The sequence below is a fragment of the Streptomyces tuirus genome, assembly GCF_014701095.1.
GTDB lineage: Bacteria > Actinomycetota > Actinomycetes > Streptomycetales > Streptomycetaceae > Streptomyces > Streptomyces tuirus.
Map to the genome: position 1 here is coordinate 4,470,408 of NZ_AP023439.1, position 15,648 is coordinate 4,486,055.

General features: G+C 72.2%; 15 protein-coding genes, 2 pseudogenes and 1 riboswitch. Of the genes and pseudogenes, 8 read left to right on the forward strand and 9 right to left on the reverse strand.

The annotated features are described in order from the left end of the window. The first annotated feature begins 2 nt into the window (after positions 1-2). Positions 3-851, forward strand: a complete 849-nt coding sequence (locus IGS69_RS20620; RefSeq protein ID WP_190901963.1) for an HAD family hydrolase — start codon at positions 3-5, stop codon at positions 849-851. Here IGS69_RS20620 and IGS69_RS20625 read toward each other — a convergent pair. Next, a complete protein-coding gene (locus tag IGS69_RS20625) occupies positions 815-1,594 on the reverse strand; it encodes a transglycosylase SLT domain-containing protein (RefSeq protein ID WP_190901965.1) in 780 nt (259 codons plus the stop codon). The two genes, IGS69_RS20620 and IGS69_RS20625, sit on opposite strands and share 37 nt — an antisense overlap. A gap of 3 nt (positions 1,595-1,597) precedes the next feature. Further along, positions 1,598-1,775, reverse strand: a riboswitch (cyclic di-AMP (ydaO/yuaA leader). A gap of 502 nt (positions 1,776-2,277) precedes the next feature. Here IGS69_RS20625 and IGS69_RS20630 point away from each other — a divergent pair. From IGS69_RS20630 to IGS69_RS20640, 3 genes and pseudogenes are all read left to right on the forward strand, one after another. Continuing rightward, positions 2,278-3,288, forward strand: a complete 1,011-nt coding sequence (locus IGS69_RS20630) for a polyprenyl synthetase family protein (RefSeq protein ID WP_190901967.1) — start codon at positions 2,278-2,280, stop codon at positions 3,286-3,288. A gap of 231 nt (positions 3,289-3,519) precedes the next feature. Then, on the forward strand, positions 3,520-4,761 hold the full coding sequence (locus tag IGS69_RS20635) for a LolA family protein (protein ID WP_190901969.1): 1,242 nt from the start codon (positions 3,520-3,522) through the stop codon (positions 4,759-4,761). Between the two features lie 42 nt (positions 4,762-4,803). Further along, a pseudogene (locus IGS69_RS20640) lies at positions 4,804-4,995 on the forward strand (ABC transporter ATP-binding protein); the annotation flags it as partial. Between the two features lie 20 nt (positions 4,996-5,015). On the opposite strand, the gene IGS69_RS20645 reads toward IGS69_RS20640, so the two are convergent. The 3 genes from IGS69_RS20645 to IGS69_RS20655 all read right to left on the reverse strand — a co-directional run bounded on the left by IGS69_RS20645 (position 5,016) and on the right by IGS69_RS20655 (position 7,495). Then, positions 5,016-5,597: a flavodoxin family protein gene (locus IGS69_RS20645; protein ID WP_190901971.1), complete on the reverse strand. Its 582-nt coding sequence runs from the start codon at positions 5,595-5,597 to the stop codon at positions 5,016-5,018. A 159-nt stretch (positions 5,598-5,756) separates the two neighbouring features. Continuing rightward, on the reverse strand, positions 5,757-6,881 hold the full coding sequence (locus IGS69_RS20650; protein WP_190901972.1) for an amidase: 1,125 nt from the start codon (positions 6,879-6,881) through the stop codon (positions 5,757-5,759). 110 nt (positions 6,882-6,991) lie between these two features. After that, positions 6,992-7,495 carry a DUF6668 family protein gene (locus IGS69_RS20655; RefSeq protein ID WP_190901974.1) on the reverse strand — a complete coding sequence of 168 codons (504 nt, stop codon included), beginning with the start codon at positions 7,493-7,495 and terminating at the stop codon, positions 6,992-6,994. 159 nt (positions 7,496-7,654) lie between these two features. On the opposite strand from IGS69_RS20655, the gene IGS69_RS20660 reads away from it, so the two are divergent. After that, on the forward strand, positions 7,655-9,058 hold the full coding sequence (locus tag IGS69_RS20660) for a tetratricopeptide repeat protein (protein WP_190901976.1): 1,404 nt from the start codon (positions 7,655-7,657) through the stop codon (positions 9,056-9,058). Positions 9,059-9,072: 14 nt separating this feature from the next. On the opposite strand, the gene IGS69_RS20665 is transcribed toward IGS69_RS20660, so the two are convergent. Both IGS69_RS20665 and IGS69_RS20670 read right to left on the reverse strand, forming a co-directional pair. Then, positions 9,073-10,023, reverse strand: a complete 951-nt coding sequence (locus tag IGS69_RS20665) for a M28 family metallopeptidase (RefSeq protein ID WP_190901978.1) — start codon at positions 10,021-10,023, stop codon at positions 9,073-9,075. A gap of 254 nt (positions 10,024-10,277) precedes the next feature. Next, a complete protein-coding gene (locus IGS69_RS20670) occupies positions 10,278-10,751 on the reverse strand; it encodes a VOC family protein (RefSeq protein WP_190901980.1) in 474 nt (157 codons plus the stop codon). Between the two features lie 69 nt (positions 10,752-10,820). On the opposite strand from IGS69_RS20670, the gene IGS69_RS20675 reads away from it, so the two are divergent. Then, positions 10,821-11,396, forward strand: a complete 576-nt coding sequence (locus IGS69_RS20675) for a CGNR zinc finger domain-containing protein (protein WP_190904579.1) — start codon at positions 10,821-10,823, stop codon at positions 11,394-11,396. Here the strand turns inward: IGS69_RS20675 and IGS69_RS20680 are convergent. After that, complete coding sequence (locus tag IGS69_RS20680; protein WP_190901982.1) at positions 11,383-11,832, reverse strand: winged helix-turn-helix transcriptional regulator; 450 nt, start codon at positions 11,830-11,832, stop codon at positions 11,383-11,385. The two genes, IGS69_RS20675 and IGS69_RS20680, sit on opposite strands and share 14 nt — an antisense overlap. A gap of 167 nt (positions 11,833-11,999) precedes the next feature. On the opposite strand from IGS69_RS20680, the pseudogene IGS69_RS20685 reads away from it, so the two are divergent. Next, positions 12,000-13,079, forward strand: a pseudogene (locus tag IGS69_RS20685) (MFS transporter); the annotation flags it as partial. A gap of 80 nt (positions 13,080-13,159) precedes the next feature. On the opposite strand, the gene rarD reads toward IGS69_RS20685, so the two are convergent. Then, positions 13,160-14,110, reverse strand: a complete 951-nt coding sequence (gene rarD, locus IGS69_RS20690) for an EamA family transporter RarD (RefSeq protein ID WP_385863356.1) — start codon at positions 14,108-14,110, stop codon at positions 13,160-13,162. Between the two features lie 187 nt (positions 14,111-14,297). Beyond that, positions 14,298-15,152: an SDR family oxidoreductase gene (locus IGS69_RS20695; RefSeq protein WP_190901985.1), complete on the reverse strand. Its 855-nt coding sequence runs from the start codon at positions 15,150-15,152 to the stop codon at positions 14,298-14,300. A 91-nt stretch (positions 15,153-15,243) separates the two neighbouring features. On the opposite strand from IGS69_RS20695, the gene IGS69_RS20700 reads away from it, so the two are divergent. Next, positions 15,244-15,624, forward strand: coding sequence for a winged helix-turn-helix transcriptional regulator (locus tag IGS69_RS20700; RefSeq protein WP_190901987.1), 381 nt, complete (start codon positions 15,244-15,246; stop codon positions 15,622-15,624). Positions 15,625-15,648 lie beyond the last annotated feature (24 nt).

Consider the following 15,648-nt stretch of genomic DNA (forward strand, 5'->3'; position numbering starts at 1 on the left):
TCATGGCCGCACCCCTCGCATATTCACTCATCGCCACCGACCTGGACGGGACGCTGCTGCGCGGCGACGACACCCTCTCCGACCGGTCCCTCGCCGCGCTCGCGCGGGTGGCGGACGCCGGTGCCCAGCACCTCGTGGTGACCGGCCGGCCGGCGCCGAGAGTGCGGCCGCTCCTGGACGACCTCGGGTGCAGGGGGCTCGCGGTGTGCGGACAGGGCGCGCAGGTGTACGACGCCGGCGCGGGCCGGTTGCTGTGGTCCATCAGGCTGGACCGGGAGCTGGCCGAGACCGCCCTCGGCAAGATCGAGGCCGAGGTGGGGCAGGTGTACGCGGCGGTCGACCAGGACGGGGTCGACGGGCTCACGCTGATCGAGCCGGGGTATCTGATGCCGCACCCGACCCTGCCCGCCGTGCGGGTCGACCGGCGCGAGGAGCTGTGGGGCGAGCCCATCAGCAAGGTGCTGCTGCGCCATCCCCACCTGACGGACGACGAGTTGGCGGCGACGGCCCGCTCGGTGGTCGGCTCGCTGGCCACGGTGACGATGTCGGGGCCCGGCACGGTCGAGCTCCAGCCGTGCGGGATCACCAAGGCCACGGGGCTGGCGCTGGCCGCCGAGCATCTGGGACTGCGGCCGGCGGACACCGTCGCCTTCGGCGATATGCCCAACGACATCCCGATGTTCGACTGGGCCGGCCACGGCGTCGCGATGGCCAACGCCCATCCCGAACTCAAGGCCGTGGCCGACGAGGTCACCCTGTCGAACGAGGACGACGGCATCGCCGTCGTCCTCGAGCGACTGCTGGGCGGGACGGCTCAGTACGGGCCGTTGACGTTGTCGATCGAGCCGTAGCGGTCGGCCGCGTAGTTGCAGGCAGCCGTGATGTTGGCGACCGGGTCGTACGGGTCGAAGGGGGTGCCGGCCACGTGGTAGGCGGCGAACGTCGGGTCGATCACCTGGAGCAGGCCCTTGGACGGGGTGCCCGCGGCGGCGTTGGAGTCCCAGTTGTTGATGGCCTGGGGGTTGCCGGACGACTCGCGCATGATGTTGCGGTGGATGCCGTCGTAGGAGCCCGGGATCCCCTTCTGCGCCATGATGTCGAGCGACTCGCGGATCCACCCGTCGAGGTTGTTCGCGTAGGTCTTCGCGGACGCCTGGGTGGCCTTGGCGACGCCGCCGGCGGGCTTGGCGGCCGGCTTGGCGGGGGCCGACGACTTGGTCGCCGTCTTCTTCGCCGCGTCCGTCTTGGTGGTCTTCACCGTCAGCTTCAGACCCGGGTGGATCAGCTTCGGGTTGTCGCCGACGGCGGCGCGGTTGTCCTTGTAGAGCTGCTTCCAGCCGCCCGAGACGTCGTACGTGGCCGCGATGCGGGCGAGCGAGTCGCCCTTGACCACGGTGTACGCGAGGGACTTGGCGGGCTGGGCCGCCCGCTGCACGGACTGTGCGGCGGCGGGTGCGTTCTGGGGCTCGGCGGCGCTCGCGTGGGTGGCGCCGAGAAGCGGAAGGGTGAGTGCTGCTCCGCCGGTACCGGCGGCCATGAGGCCTCGGGTCAGCGGGTTGGTTCCGGGGCGACGGTGCTTGCCTCGTCCGGCCATGGCGATGTTCCTCTCCGGCGCCTGCGAGGTGAGCTGTCGGGTTCGGGCCGGGAGGTGCCCGGCCGCGTACGGCGCTGTGTGCCGTACGCGGCTTCACCCCGAGCCGGGCCGCTGTGCGGACCGGCGACTTACCTGGGTCCCCCGCTCCTGCCACGCGTGAGTGAGTCGGTTCCTGTGGGGAGTCCGGGCGGCGGCAGGATTAGGCGTCCGCCGGACAGGGCCGGAACGTATGCGAGAGCACATGTCGGGAACAAGCGCCTCAGTCACATATCGCGCGGTTGACCTTGGTCGGGGGCGTTTGGGCCGCTTGATCCTTTGCGGAAGCCAAGGCTCAACTGGCTTTCGGGGGAAGGCGTTAGAGGCCGCTGCCGCAGTGACGGGGAAAAGCGGAGGAAGTGATTCAACTCACTGATCACGAGTCCCTGGGGCAATTTTCCTCAAGGGGAATTCACCGACTCATCACGGCAAATCGTGCATAACTCGCTACCCCGGGGTAAGTCGATAAATATCTGTTCTTATAGGTTGATCGAAAACATAAGGGTCGTGATCGGATACCACCCGGCCTGTAACCATGGGCGCTGGCGGTGATCGAAACGTGACCGGATACGCTGACTCGAGTGAGGGCAGCGACCTATCGACAATCCGCGTAATCACCGGCAGACACAGCAGACAGGAGACCCCTCGTGACCGACGTCGGGCCGTTCGGGCTGAGCGTGCGGGACCAGGCTCTGGAGGCCGATGTCCAGGCCGGATTGGCGGCTGTCGAGGAAGGCTTGCTCGAGGCCACCAAGAGTGAGGTGCCCTTCATCACGGAGGCCGCCCAGCATCTGGTCCGGGCCGGCGGCAAGCGGTTCCGCCCGCTGCTCGTCATGCTGTCCGCCCAGTTCGGTGACCGCCACGCGCCCGGCATCGTGCCGTCGGCCGTCGTCGTGGAGCTGACCCACCTCGCCACGCTGTACCACGACGACGTCATGGACGAGGCCGCCGTGCGCCGCGGCGTCGAGAGCGCGAACACCCGCTGGGACAACTCCGTCGCGGTCCTCACCGGCGACTTCCTCTTCGCCCGCGCCTCGCACATCCTGGCCGACCTCGGCCCGGAGGCCGTGCGGGTGCAGGCCGAGGCGTTCGAGCGCCTGGTGACCGGCCAGATCCTGGAGACGGCCGGACCGCAGGACGGCCGCGACCCCGTCGAGCACTACCTGGACGTGCTGGGCGGCAAGACCGGCTCGCTGGTCGCCGTGTCGTGCCGGTTCGGCGCGATGATGTCCGGCGCCGACGACACGGTCGTGGACGTCCTGACCCAGTACGGCGAGCGGCTCGGCGTCGCCTTCCAGCTCGCGGACGACGTCCTGGACATCGCCTCCGACTCCCACGAGTCCGGCAAGACCCCCGGCACCGACCTGCGCGAGGGGATCCCCACGCTGCCGGTGCTGAGGCTGCGCGAGCGGGCGGCCCGGCTCGGGCTCGCCGAGGACATCGCCCTGTCCGAGCTCCTTGACTCCGACCTCACCGACGACGCACGGCACGCCGAGGCACTGCGCCTGCTGCGGGCCCACCCGGCGCTGGAGCAGGCCCGGCAGGACACCGTCCGCTACACCCAGGACGCCCGTTCGGCGCTGGCACCGCTGCCGGAGTGCACCGCGAAGGCGGCGCTCCTGGAGCTGTGCGACGCGGTGGTGCACCGGGCCGGCTGACTCGTCTCCCTCCTGCGACCCCTACGGGTCGGGGGAGAAGTCGCCCCTCCGTGTCATACCCCAGCAGTAGACGGAGTTGAGCCCGGGGTCTGACGTATCTCCCTTGCCGATTTGGTCAGATGGTGACCACGGAAAACACCACTCCTCACCTGTTCGGGTGAGAATGGCGGCTCAGGGACGAGTGCGTGGACGACACGGACAGCCGCCGCCGACCACGGAGGTAGGGCACACATGGCACCGTACGCATCCGACGACAGCACGACCGCCGGGGAGGTCGACGAGCAGCGCTCCGGGCGGCGCAAAGCCGCGCGGTACGTCGTCCCGGTCACGGTGATAGGGGTGGCGGCCGCGACGATCGGGCTGGTCCCCGCGCTCGCCGACTCCGGTGACCCCGACCTCCCGAAGATCACCGCACAGCAGCTCATCGAGAAGATCGCCACCTCGGACGTCCAGCAGCTGTCCGGCACGGTGAAGGTCAGCACCGACCTCGGCCTGCCGAATCTCGGCGGCCTGGAGTCCGGCCTGCTGTCCGGCGCCGCGGGCCAGGGCGAGGGCGGCTCCTCGGCCGACCCGACGGCCAAGCTCACCGAACTCGCCTCCGGCACGCACACCTTGCGCGTCGCCGCCGACGGCCCCGACCGGCAGAAGCTGTCGCTGCTGGAGAACGCCGCCGAGTACAGCGTCATCCACAACGGCAAGGACGTCTGGGGCTACGACAGCAAGTCCAACGAGGTCTACCACGGCACCTCTTCGACGAGCCCGGAGCGCGGCAAGGACCAGCAGCCGCCCGCCACGCCGAAGGACTTCGCCGAGGAGGCCCTGAAGGCGGCCGACGACACGACCTCCGTGACCGTCGGCGGCACCGCCCAGGTCGCCGGCCGGGACGCCTACAAGCTCGTCGTCGAGCCGAAGCAGTCCGGCTCGACGGTCGGCGCGATCAGCATCGCCGTGGACGCCAGGACCGGCATGCCGCTGAAGTTCACCCTCACCCCGGCGAGCGGCGGCGCGGCGGTGATCGACGTCGGCTTCACGAAGGTCAGCTTCGCCAAGCCGGCCGCCTCGACCTTCGACTTCACCCCGCCCAAGGGCGCGAAGGTGACCGAGGAGAAGGACCTCGACAAGGGCTCGAAGGAGGCTCCCGGCACGACCTTCGGCAAGGGCGGGGCGCGCGAGCACGCCCCGAAGGACGAGGAGGACTTCGGCAAGGGCCCCGACGGAATGAAGACCATCGGCGAGGGCTGGAGCGCCATCGCCACCTTCGACACCGGCGGCGAGGGCGTGCCCTCCGGCGGTGCCGGCGGCGACCTCGGCGGCTTCATGGACTCGCTCGGTGACAAGGTCCACGGCGAGTTCGGCTCGGGCACGGTCTTCTCGACCCGTCTGGTCAACGCCCTCGTCACCGACGACGGCAAGGTCTACGCCGGTCTGGTCACCAAGGACGCGCTGGTGAAGGCGGCCGACGCCGGGAAGTAGCTCCCGGAGGCGTACGGGAGCCGAGAGAACGAGAGGAAGCCGGTGGGCGAGGTGTCCGCCGCGGAAACGGAGCGGAGTGCGGCGGGGGCCGAGGCCGGGGAACCGGTCATCGCCACCCGCGGGCTCACCAAGCGCCACCGCGGCGGACAGCTCGCCGTCGACGGCCTGGACCCGACCGTCCCGGCGGGCAGGGTCTTCGGCTTCCTCGGCCCGAACGGCTCCGGCAAGACCACAAGGACATCACCGCGTGGCGCTCAGTCCTCGTAGAGGAACCTGGCCGGGGGCGCCTCCTGCTCGAAGAAGGTCTTGGCGCGGGTCAGTGCGGCGTCGTCGGTCAGCACGTCACCGGGCTTGCTGCCGTTGCCGAGCAGCACCCCGCCGAAGCGCATCCCCATGTACGCCGCGGAGTTGTGGAGTGTCCCGACGAGCGGGTCGGCGACCACCTCCTGGGTGTGCGCGAGGGCGGTGACGCCCCACAGGGTGCGGCCGGCCAGGGTCGCCTTGAAGTCGAGGCCGGGCGTGCGCAGCCAGCCCGACCAGTAGTCGAGGTAGCGCTTGGTCTGCGCGGAGACCGAGTACCAGTACAGGGGCGAGACGATCACGATGTCCGTCGCGGCGAGCGTGGCATCCAGCAGCCGGGCCACGTTGCCCTCGGTCGGGCGGACGTGGTCGCTGTCGTGCCGCAGGTCCTCGAAGTCCGGCACGGGGAGCTGGGTGAGGTCGATCCACTCCTGCTCGACGTCCGGGGGCAGTTGCTCGGCGGCCCGGCGGGCCAGCAGCTCGGAGTTGCCCTCGGCGCGAGCGCTGCCCAGGACGAAAAGGAAACGGCGGGTCATGGTGTCCCCCAGAAGAAGGCGATTGCATGCGCGTGCATCATATGTGTGCGCATTCAAATCCGCCAGGGGTACCCGTCAGCCTCCGCTCCGCCAGGGGTGCCCGTCAGCCTCCGCTCCGCCAGAAGGGTTCGTCAGCCTCCGCTCCGTCAGAAGGGTTCGTCAGCCTTCGGTCCGCGCCTCCGCCTCCCGTGCCACGGCCAGCAGCAGCGCCTCCCGCCCGTGCGGTGCGACCAGCTGAAGCCCGGCCGGGCAGCCGTCCCCGCCTAAGCCGGCCGGGAGGCTCAGCGCCGGGTGCCCGCTGACGTTGAACGCCCAGGTGAGCGAGGTGGAGTAGCGGTCCCCGGGCCCCTCGTGACCGTGCGGGGCCGTGGGGGCCGTAGGGGTCAGCAGCAGCCCGGCGTCGGCGAACAGCGCGGCGAGGCGCCGGTCGTTCTCCGCCCGGACGCGGTGGGCCCCGGCCAGGTCGGCACCGGGCGTGCGCAGCGCGAGCCACGCGGGCCCGGGATCCATGAGCCTCACCGGCACCCGCGGCCGTACGAGCCGCACGACACCCGCCGCCACGAGCCGTTCCACCGCGGCCCGGCCGAGCGCGACCGGCTCCGGATCCGGCCCGGCGAAACCGAGGTCGGGGGACCAGACGGCGGTGACGGGGAGGGCGGGGAAAGCGGGCTCCGGCTCGCCCGCCACCACCTGCCACCAACTCGCCGCGTCCGCGGCGCAGCGGGCGAGCACACCGGGGACCGCGAGCCCCGTACGGTCGGCGGAGGGCAGCCGCCCGGCCGTGGTCTTCAGCCCGGCCACCCCGCACCACGCCGCCGGTATCCGCACCGACCCGGCCCCGTCGCTCCCCGTCGCCAGCGGCACCAGCCCGGCCGCAACGGCCGCCGCCGCCCCGGCCGACGAGCCACCCGGCGTACGGTCGGTCCGCCACGGATTGACGGTACGGCCCCGGGCCCCGAGCCCCCAGGTCTGCCAGGGCGTGCCCGGCCCGGGCACGGACGTCGCCCCCACGGCCACCGCCCCGGCCGCGAGCAGCGGACCAGCCGCGCGCAGCCCGTGCCGCCCCTTCACCGCGACCGGCACACCGGCCAGCGGAAGGGAGGGATCCGCGCCCCCACGGTCGAGTCGCCCGTCCACCTCACCCGCCCGCCGCAACGCCTCGTCGGCCCACACCTCGACGAACGCGCACAGCCGCGGATCGATCCGCTCGATCCGGCCCAGGGTCTGCGCGACCACGTCCACCGCGCGCAGCTCCCGGGCCCGCACACCCGCCGCGATCTCCACGGCCGACAGGGGTACGTCCGACAGCGGTATGTCCGGCAGGGGCGCGGGCGACAGCGGGACGTCCGACAGCGGGACGCCCGACAGGGGTGCGGCCAGCCCGGGGACGGCCGTCAGCGTGCCGCTCCCGTCAGCCGGGCCAGGGCCTCCGTCTCGCGCGGCGGGCGCCCGAGCTCGCCGAGCCGCCAGGACGGCACCCACGGCACGCGGTACACGTCGATGACCGACTCCAGTGCCCTGACCCGCTGGGCGAGCGGGCGCGGCAGCCGGCCCGGGGCGTCCGCCACGAGGACGACGGCGTCCAGGTCGAGCCCCTGCGGAGCCCGGCCGCGCCGGAAGATCTCCACGGCCCCGGCGACCGTGTCCAGACCGGCCGCGTGCGTCCGCGCGACCAGCAGCACCGACGGGGGATCGCCGGGCCCGGGCCAGGACCGGCCGCAGTCCTGACCGCCGTAGACCGCGGTGAGCGTGGAGACGCCCGCACCGCCGTGCGTGCCGACCCAGGAGAAGCGCCGGGCCGCGGCATGGGCGTGCGCGGGCTCCGGCGACATCGGCTCCGGGGGCGTCACCGGGCCGCGCAGCCAGATCTCCGGTCCCTGTCGCATGCCTGTGTGCATGCCCCTCTCCTCCCTCGTGCGCCCGGTCATCATGCCCGTCACCACGACCCTGCCGGGGCCGACGGCCCTTGGGACGAGCCTGTGACACCGTAGTGACGTGAGAAACGGGGGCGAGCGGACACACTCGACAGTAGGTGTACGACGCCGAGTGAGGGGACGATGTCGCGACTCAGCCGCGAGAAGAAGCGGGAACAGCAGCAGGCCGCACACGCGGCGACCCCGGCGGCGCCGATCGACGTCCATGTCCCCGGGGCCGGAACGGACGTGGGAGGGGGAGCGGGCGGGGTGTCCGACGGTGCCTCCGTCGGTGGCGTCCCGGTCTTCGCGGCCCCCGGCGAGGAGATCCAGCGGGCCGTCCTGAACCGCCTCCACCACATCGCCCTCGCCACCGGCCACCCCGTCCTCGCCACGATCCGCGACGAGCGCATCGGCTACGTCGTCCCGCTCCAGGTCGACCCGGACGGCTCCAGCCACTTCACGGCGGAGCCGTTCGCCACGGTTCCGGCGGAGCCGCCGCGGCCCGTCCGTGATGACCTGCCGCCGCCGCAGCCGCAGCACGCTCAGGGCGCCGACGCCATGACGCCTCCGGAGCCGCAGCACGCCCGGGATGTCGACGCCATGACGCCGCCCGAGCCGGAGCACGCCCCGAGCGGCGGCGCCCCAGCGGCCGAGCCCCGGCACCCGCGCGAGGACAGCGCCACGCACGTGCTGCGCCCGCTGCGGGGGTCCGGTTCGGCGCCGACGTTCCCGCTGCGGGCCGTGCCCGAGCCGCAGCCGGCCGATGAGGTCGTGCCGACGTTCGAGCCGCGAGCCGTACCGGAGTCGGCGGAGCCCGTGCCCGAGGACGCGCCACCGGCCCCGGGCACGGCGATGCCGCCCGGCACCGTCGCGCCGCCCACCGGCGCGTTCGGCCCGCCCCCGCCCATGGACGCGAGGCCGCTCCCCGTTCCGGAGTCGCCCCCGGCTCCGCGACGCGGAGCGCTTCCCGACCCCGCCCTGATCGCCGCCGACCCCGATCCCAAGCCCACCCCTCCCCGCGGCTTCGACGCCGTCGCGGAGGCCGTGCTCGGGGACGAACCCCTCACCGCCCCGGGCGACCCCCACACGCCCGCGCTCCTCGCGGAGCCGGTCGCGCGGATCAACGAGGCGGTGAAGGAAGGCAGGATCGAGGCTGCGGCCGGACTGGCGGAGCAGACCGTCGTGCAGGCGTCGGGCACACTCGGGCCGGAGCACCCCGAGGTGCTCCGGCTGCGTGAACTCACCGCGTACATCGCCTACTTGGCGGGCGACCCGCTGCGCGCCTGCCGGCTGTCGCTCGATCTGGCCGGTGCCCGCCGCCGGGCCGGCGACGCGGAGGCCGCCTACGGCAACGTGGAGAGCGCGGCCACCGCCTGGCGGGCGGTGCGCGACCCGGCGCTGGGACTGGAGCTGGGGCGCGACCTGATCGGGCTGTGGACGGAGCTCGCCGCCGAGGACGGCCCGGCCGCCGAGGAGGTCGAGCAGCTGGAGGCGGCCCGCGCCCGCATGGGCCGCCTCACCGAACGCGCCGCCCGCAACCGGTAGGCGCTGCCCCGGGGCTACTCCGACAGCTCCCACACGGCGTACGCGAGAGCGTCGCTGTTGCGGTTCAGGGCGGTGTCGTTGATGTTGGCGGTGGTGTCGCAGGAGGAGTGGTAGCAGCGGTCGAAGGCCCGCCCCGCCGTACCGCCCCACTTGGCCGCCTGCGCCGCCGTCATCGTCCGGCTCGCCCCGGTGAACAGACCGCCCACCGGCACGCCCGCGCTCTTGAAGGGCGCGTGGTCGGAGCGGCCGTCGCCCTCGGTCTCGATCTCGGTCGGGACGCCGATGCCGCCGAAGTAGTCCTTGAAGGTCTTCTCGATCGCCGGGTCGTCGTCGTAGACGAAGTAGCCGGGGTTCGGGGAGCCGATCATGTCGAAGTTCAGGTAGGCGCTGATCCTGGAACGGTCGCCGGTGGCCAGCCGGTTGACGTAGTAGCGGGAGCCGACCAGGCCGAGCTCCTCCGCGCCCCACCAGGCGAACCGCAGGTGCTTGGTGGGCTTGTACTGCGCCCGGGACACGGCCAGGGCGGTCTCCAGGACGGCGGCCGAGCCGGAGCCGTTGTCGTTGATGCCGGCCCCGGAGGAGACGCTGTCGAGGTGCGAACCGGCCATCACGACCTGGTTCGCGTCGCCGCCCGGCCAGTCGGCGATCAGGTTGTAGCCGGTGCGGCCGGACGCGGTGAACTGCTGGATGGCGGTGGTGTATCCGGCGGCGTCCAGCTTGGCCTTCACATAGTCGAGCGAGGCCTTGTAACCGGTCCTGCCGTGCGCCCGGTTGCCGCCGTTGGCGGTGGCTATGGACTGCAGCTGGGACAGGTGGGTCTTGACGTTCGCCACGGGTATGTCCGGCGCGGCGGCCGCTCCGGGGAAAGCGGACGACGCGGCGTCGGCCACGGCACCGCCGGTCAGGAGCATGGCTGTTGCCATGCTGCCTGCGGCGACGGCGCGCGCGGAAACGGAGAGCTTCATGTGGGGGCTCCGGATTCCGTCGGGAAGCCCATGGGGTGTCCACGGGCCGCCCACAGTGAATGGGGTGCCTGGATGGTGAAGCTGGTATTGACTCTCCGTCAAGGTACGTATTTCGCCAGGGCGTTACGGAAGGCGATACGGAGCGCGTAACGAAGCGCGTACGGAGTGCGGGCCTCCGGCGCCCGGGTCGCAGGGTGCGGAACATCGGTCCTTCCCCGCGGGCGCCCGGGTCGCCGCACCCACCGGCGCCCGGGTCAGTGCACGCAGAACTCGTTCCCTTCCGGATCCGCCATCACGACCCACTCGCCGCCCCGCTCCTGCACCCGCCGCAGCGCACCGGCCCCGAGCCCCTCCAGCCGTGCGACCTCCTCGTCGCGGCGTCCCTCGCCCGGGTGCAGATCGAGGTGCAGCCGGTTCTTGCCCGTCTTCGCCTCCGGCACCCGCTGGAACAGCAGCCTGCGCCCCAGCCCGGTCCCGCTCTCCTCCTCGAACGGATCCTCGGGGTGCCGTACGGCGACGAGGTCCCGGAAGGCGCGGCGGCCGTGGAAGTCGACCGTGGCCTCCTCCGGCAGGGCGCCGAAGCCGAGCAGCTTCCCGATCAGGGCGCTGTTGTCCTCCACCTCGTAGTGAAGGGCGGCGGCCCAGAAGTCGGCCTGCGCATGCGGGTCGTTCGCGTCGATGACGAGTTTCCAGTGCACGGGAGTCGGTGATGCGGGTGTCTGCGTCATGTAACCACTTATACTGGTTAGGTGAGTGGACGCGCAGGGGAAACGCCGGATCGAACGCCCGGCCTGACGCTGGTCTCGGGCCAGGGCAAGCACTACCGCTTCGACCCCGGCACCCTGTGCCTGGAGCTGACGGTGACGGGCGGCCCCGGGGCCTTCGCCCGCTGGGAAGTGCTGCACGAACCGGCCGACCTGGTCACCTGGGCCGGACGCAGCCGGCTGCCCGACGGACTGGACCTCACCGTCTCCGCCGGGGAACTGCAACGGGCCCGCGCCCTGCGCGACGCGGTGTTCCTGCTCGCGGCCGACCGTGCCCACGGACGCCCCCTGCGCGCCGCGCAGCTGGACGTCGTCAACGCGGCAGCGGCCGAGCCCCCGCTCATCGCCCGCATAGGGCCCGACGGCACCCGTGCCTGGGCCCCCGGCGCCACCGGCACCCACCTGCTCGCGACCGTCGCCCGCGACGCGATCGACCTGTTCACCGGGCCCCACGCCGACCGCGTCCGCGAGTGCGGCGCCCACAACTGCCACCTGCTCTTCGTCGACACCTCCCGCCCGGGCCGCCGCCGCTGGTGCGCGATGGAGCACTGCGGCAACCGCGAGAAGGTCCGGGCGCACCGCGCCCGCCAGGCGTCTACGGAGCCGTAGCCTCCGCGCCCTCGGCCGCACGGGTGTCGTACGCGGTCCGGGCCTGCGCGATCTCCTCCTGGTGCGCCTCCGTCCAGGTCACCAGGGACTGGATCGTGGTGTGCAGCGTCCCGCCGAGGGAGGTCAGTTCGTAGTCGACCCGCGGCGGAACCACCGGGTGCACCGTCCGCTTGACCAGGCCGTCCCGCTCCAGGGAGCGCAGCGTCACCGTCAGCATCCGCTGGCTGACACCGTCGATCTCCCGGCGCAGCTCGGTGAAGCGCAGCCGCCGGTTGTCCAGCAGCGCGATGACCAGCAGCGACCACTTGTCGGCGATCCGGTCGAGGATCTGCCGGACCTGGCAGTCCTCGCGGGTGTCCCACTGGAAGGGATCGGCGTCGCCGTGGTCCACGGTGCTCCCGCAGTGACTCGGTGACTTTGAAGTGCCTTCTTCCATGTCTGTCGATGCTGCCGCAGGGTGGGCCGTGGTTACAAGAGGGAACCGACCCTCACTTGCGTAACCGCCCCTCAGCGGAGGAGTGTTGACTCATGGGCACCCGTGCCTGGGCGCTACTGCTCGTTCTGTGCGGAACGATCTTCCTCGAAGGCATCGACGTCGCGATGATGGCGGTGGCGATCCCGGCCGTCCGCGCCGATCTGGGCCTTGCCACCGGCACCGCGGCCTGGGTGATGAGCGCCTACGTGCTCGGCTACGCCGGCTTCACCCTGCTGGGCGGGCGGGCCGCCGACCTGCTCGGACGGCGGCGGATGTTCCTGCTCTGGCTGACCGTCTTCCTCGCCTTCTCGGGGCTGGGCGGCTTCGCGACGGACGGCTGGATGCTGATCGTCGCCCGGTTCGTCACGGGCGTCGCCGCCGCGTTCATGACCCCGGCCGCGCTCTCCCTGATCACCACGTCGTACGAGGAGGGCCCGCAGCGCAACAAGGCCCTGCTGGTCTTCGCCGGGACGGGTGCGGCAGGCTTCTCCCTCGGCCTGGTGATCGGCGGCCTGCTCACCGAGATCGGCTGGCGCTGGGTGTTCTTCGCACCCGTGCTGCTGGCCGCCGCCCTGCTCCTCGCGGCCGTACGCCTGATCCCGCGGCGCGACGCCCCGCCCCAGCGCGGGCGCACCTTCGACCTGCCCGGCGCGATCACCGCCGCCGGCGCCATGCTGCTGGCCGCCTACACCGTCGTACGCCTGGAGCACGGCCTGCACCACTGGCCGCTCACCCTGGCCTCGGGCCTCGCGGCCGTGATCACGGCAGGTGTCTTCGTCGCGGTCGAGCGCCGCTGCCCCGACCCGCTCGTCCGGCTCGGCATGCTGCGCTGGAGCCCGGCCGTGCGCGCCGACCTCGGGGCGCTGCTCTTCCTCGGCGCCTTCTTCGGCTTCCAGTTCGTCGTCACGCTCTACCTGCAAGAACTGCGCGGCTGGTCGTCCCTGCAGACGGCGGTGGCCCTGGTCGTCATGGGCATCGACGCCGTCCTGTCGCCCACGCTCACGCCCCGGCTGGTCACACGCTTCGGCCACGCCCGGGTGATCACGGGCGGCTTCCTCCTGGCCGTGGCCTCCTACGCGCTGTTCCTGCCGGTCGGCATGGACTGGTCCTACGCCATGATGTTCCCGACCCTGCTGCTCTCCGGCCTCGCGTTCGCCCTGGCCTACGGTCCGCTGACGATCGCGGCGACGGACGGGGTGGCCGAGTCGGAGCAGGGCCTGGCCGGCGGGCTGCTCACCACGGCGACACAGTTCGGCGCGGCGATCGGCATCGCGGCGGTGACCGCGGTCTACGGCCTGGCGTCCACCGGGTCCGGCCCGGAGGCCACGCTCTCGGCGTTCCGCGCGGCACTGACCGTGCCGGTCGCCCTGGTGGTGCTGGGCACCTTCATTTCGCTGGTCAGCGTCCGGGAGGCCCGGCGGGCGGCGCGCAAGGCGTCCCAGGTGAGCAGCGTCAACGCCAGCCACACCAGCGCGAACCCGGCCCAGCGCTCCGGCGGCATCTCCTCGTGGAAGTAGAAGATGCCGAGAAGGAACTGCAGGACCGGCGTCGAGTACTGGAGCAGGCCGATCGTGGACAGGGGCACGCGGATGGCGGCCGCGCCGAAGCAGACCAGGGGAAGCGCGGTGACGATGCCGGCCGAGGCGAGCAGCGCCGCGTGCCCCGCGCCCTCGCCGGTGAAGGTGGAGTCGCCCCGCGCGGCGAGCCACGCCAGGAAGCCGAGCGCGGGCAGGAACTGGATCGCCGTCTCGGCGGCCAGCGACTCGATGCCGCCGAGGCCCACCTTCTTCTTCACCAGCCCGTAGGTGGCGAAGGAGAACGCGAGACAGAGCGAGATCCACGGGGGCCGGCCGTAGCCGATGGTCAGCACGACGACCGCGACGACGCCGGTCCCCACCGCCGCCCACTGCACCGGCCGCAGCCGCTCCTTCAGCAGCAGCACGCCCATCGCGATGGTGACCAGCGGGTTGATGAAGTACCCGAGCGAGGCCTCGACCACGTGCCCGGAGTTCACGGACCAGATGTACAGGCCCCAGTTCACGGTGATGACCGCCGCGGCGACCGTGATCAGCGCCAGCTTGCGGGGCTGCCGCAGCAGCTCACCGGCCCAGGCCCAGCGGCGCATCACCAGCAGGGCGGCGCCCACGAAGACCAGCGACCACACCATCCGGTGGGCCAGGATCTCGACCGCGCCGGCCGGCTTCAGCAGGGGCCAGAACAGGGGGACGAGCCCCCACATCCCGTAGGCCGCGAAGCCGTTCAGCAGTCCTATGTGCCGCTCACCCCTCGGCTTGCCGGTCACGGGCCCCTCCTTCGCGCCTGGCGTGTGTCCGCGTGGACGACGGTAACGCCGAGCGCCCCCGGCTGTCATGTCCGTATCGGTATACGGTCATGACAGTCCGGGGGTGGTGCGGCGCGGGGGAGGGTCAGCCCTTGAGCGCGGCGGCGATGGCCTCGGCGAACGGGGTCGTCGGGCGGCCGGTCAGGCGGGACAGATCGCCGGAGGAGACGACCAGCTCGCCCTTCTCGATGGCGACGTCCACACCCGCGAGGATCCGGGCGAACGGCTCGGGCAGGCCCGCGCCGGTCAGGATGCCCACCAGGGCGTCGGCGGGGACGGCGTTGTAGGCGATCTCCTTGCCGGTCTGCCGGCCCAGCTCGGCCGCGTACTCGGCGAAGCTCCAGGAAGTGTCGCCGCCCAGCTCGTACGTCTTGTTCTCGTGCCCCTCACCGGTCAGCACGGCGACGGCGGCCGCGGCGTAGTCGGCCCGGGAGGCGGAGGAGACCCTGCCCTCACCGGCGGCGGCGACGACCGCGTTGTGCTCCAGCACCGGGGCGAGGTTCTCGGTGTAGTTCTCGTGGTACCAGCCGTTGCGCAGCAGCGCGTAGGGCACACCGGAGTCCAGCAGGATCTCCTCGGTGCCGCGGTGGTCGTCGGCGAGCGCGGCGGTCAGGGTGCCGGGGGCGCTGGTGTAGGCGAGCAGGGCGACACCGGCGGCCTTGGCGGCGTCGATGACGACCTTGTGCTGCTGCACCCGGCCCTTGTCGAACTCGTTGCCCGAGATCAGCAGCACCTTGTCGCCGGCGGAGAAGAGGCCGTCGTAGGAGGCGGGGTCGTTGTAGTCGGCCAGCGCGATCTTCACGCCGCGGTCCGCGAAGCCGGCGGCCTTCTCGGCGTTACGGACGACCGCAGTGATCTGCCCGGCGGGGACCTTCTCCAGCAGCTGCTCCACGACGTGGCGGCCGAGGTGTCCGGTGGCTCCGGTGACGACGATGCTCATGGTGAGGACTCTCCTTGTGGGGTGCGTTGGCACTAACCCTAGGAGATGCGCTAACTCTTCGAAAGTACCCACTTTGAAGTAAGGTACTGGCATGTCGGTAAGTACCAGTGAAGCCCTGTGCCCCTACCGGCTGGTCCTGGAGCATGTGACCAGCCGCTGGGGCGTGCTCGTCCTCACCGAGCTCCTGAACCGCCCCTACCGCTTCAGCGAATTGCGCCGAGCGATCAGCGCCTACGGAAACCGGGTCGTCAGCGAGAAGATGCTGACCCAGACCCTCCAGACCCTGGAGCGCGACGGACTCGTCCACCGCGACGCCAAGCCCGTCATCCCGCCGCGCGTCGACTACTCCCTCACCGCCCTGGGCCGCGAGGCCGCCGAGCAGGTCAAGGCCCTCGCGGCCTGGACGCACCAGCGCATGGACGACGTGGAGCAGGCCCGCCGGGCATACGACGAGGCCCGGGCCGCCTCCTAGGCGGGCCGGGCCCCGGGGTTCCCT

Excerpts from the sequence above, each read along its gene's own strand:
- IGS69_RS20620 (WP_190901963.1), top strand. The coding sequence starts at position 3 with ATGGCCGCACCCCTCGCATATTCACTCATCGCCACCGACCTGGACGGG.
- IGS69_RS20625 (WP_190901965.1), bottom strand. The coding sequence starts at position 1,594 with ATGGCCGGACGAGGCAAGCACCGTCGCCCCGGAACCAACCCGCTGACC.
- IGS69_RS20635 (WP_190901969.1), top strand. The coding sequence starts at position 3,520 with ATGGCACCGTACGCATCCGACGACAGCACGACCGCCGGGGAGGTCGAC.
- IGS69_RS20645 (WP_190901971.1), bottom strand. The coding sequence starts at position 5,597 with ATGACCCGCCGTTTCCTTTTCGTCCTGGGCAGCGCTCGCGCCGAGGGC.
- IGS69_RS20655 (WP_190901974.1), bottom strand. The coding sequence starts at position 7,495 with ATGCACACAGGCATGCGACAGGGACCGGAGATCTGGCTGCGCGGCCCG.
- IGS69_RS20660 (WP_190901976.1), top strand. The coding sequence starts at position 7,655 with ATGTCGCGACTCAGCCGCGAGAAGAAGCGGGAACAGCAGCAGGCCGCA.
- IGS69_RS20665 (WP_190901978.1), bottom strand. The coding sequence starts at position 10,023 with ATGAAGCTCTCCGTTTCCGCGCGCGCCGTCGCCGCAGGCAGCATGGCA.
- IGS69_RS20670 (WP_190901980.1), bottom strand. The coding sequence starts at position 10,751 with ATGACGCAGACACCCGCATCACCGACTCCCGTGCACTGGAAACTCGTC.
- IGS69_RS20680 (WP_190901982.1), bottom strand. The coding sequence starts at position 11,832 with ATGGAAGAAGGCACTTCAAAGTCACCGAGTCACTGCGGGAGCACCGTG.
- rarD (WP_385863356.1), bottom strand. The coding sequence starts at position 14,110 with ATGTGGGGGCTCGTCCCCCTGTTCTGGCCCCTGCTGAAGCCGGCCGGC.
- IGS69_RS20695 (WP_190901985.1), bottom strand. The coding sequence starts at position 15,152 with ATGAGCATCGTCGTCACCGGAGCCACCGGACACCTCGGCCGCCACGTC.
- IGS69_RS20700 (WP_190901987.1), top strand. The coding sequence starts at position 15,244 with ATGTCGGTAAGTACCAGTGAAGCCCTGTGCCCCTACCGGCTGGTCCTG.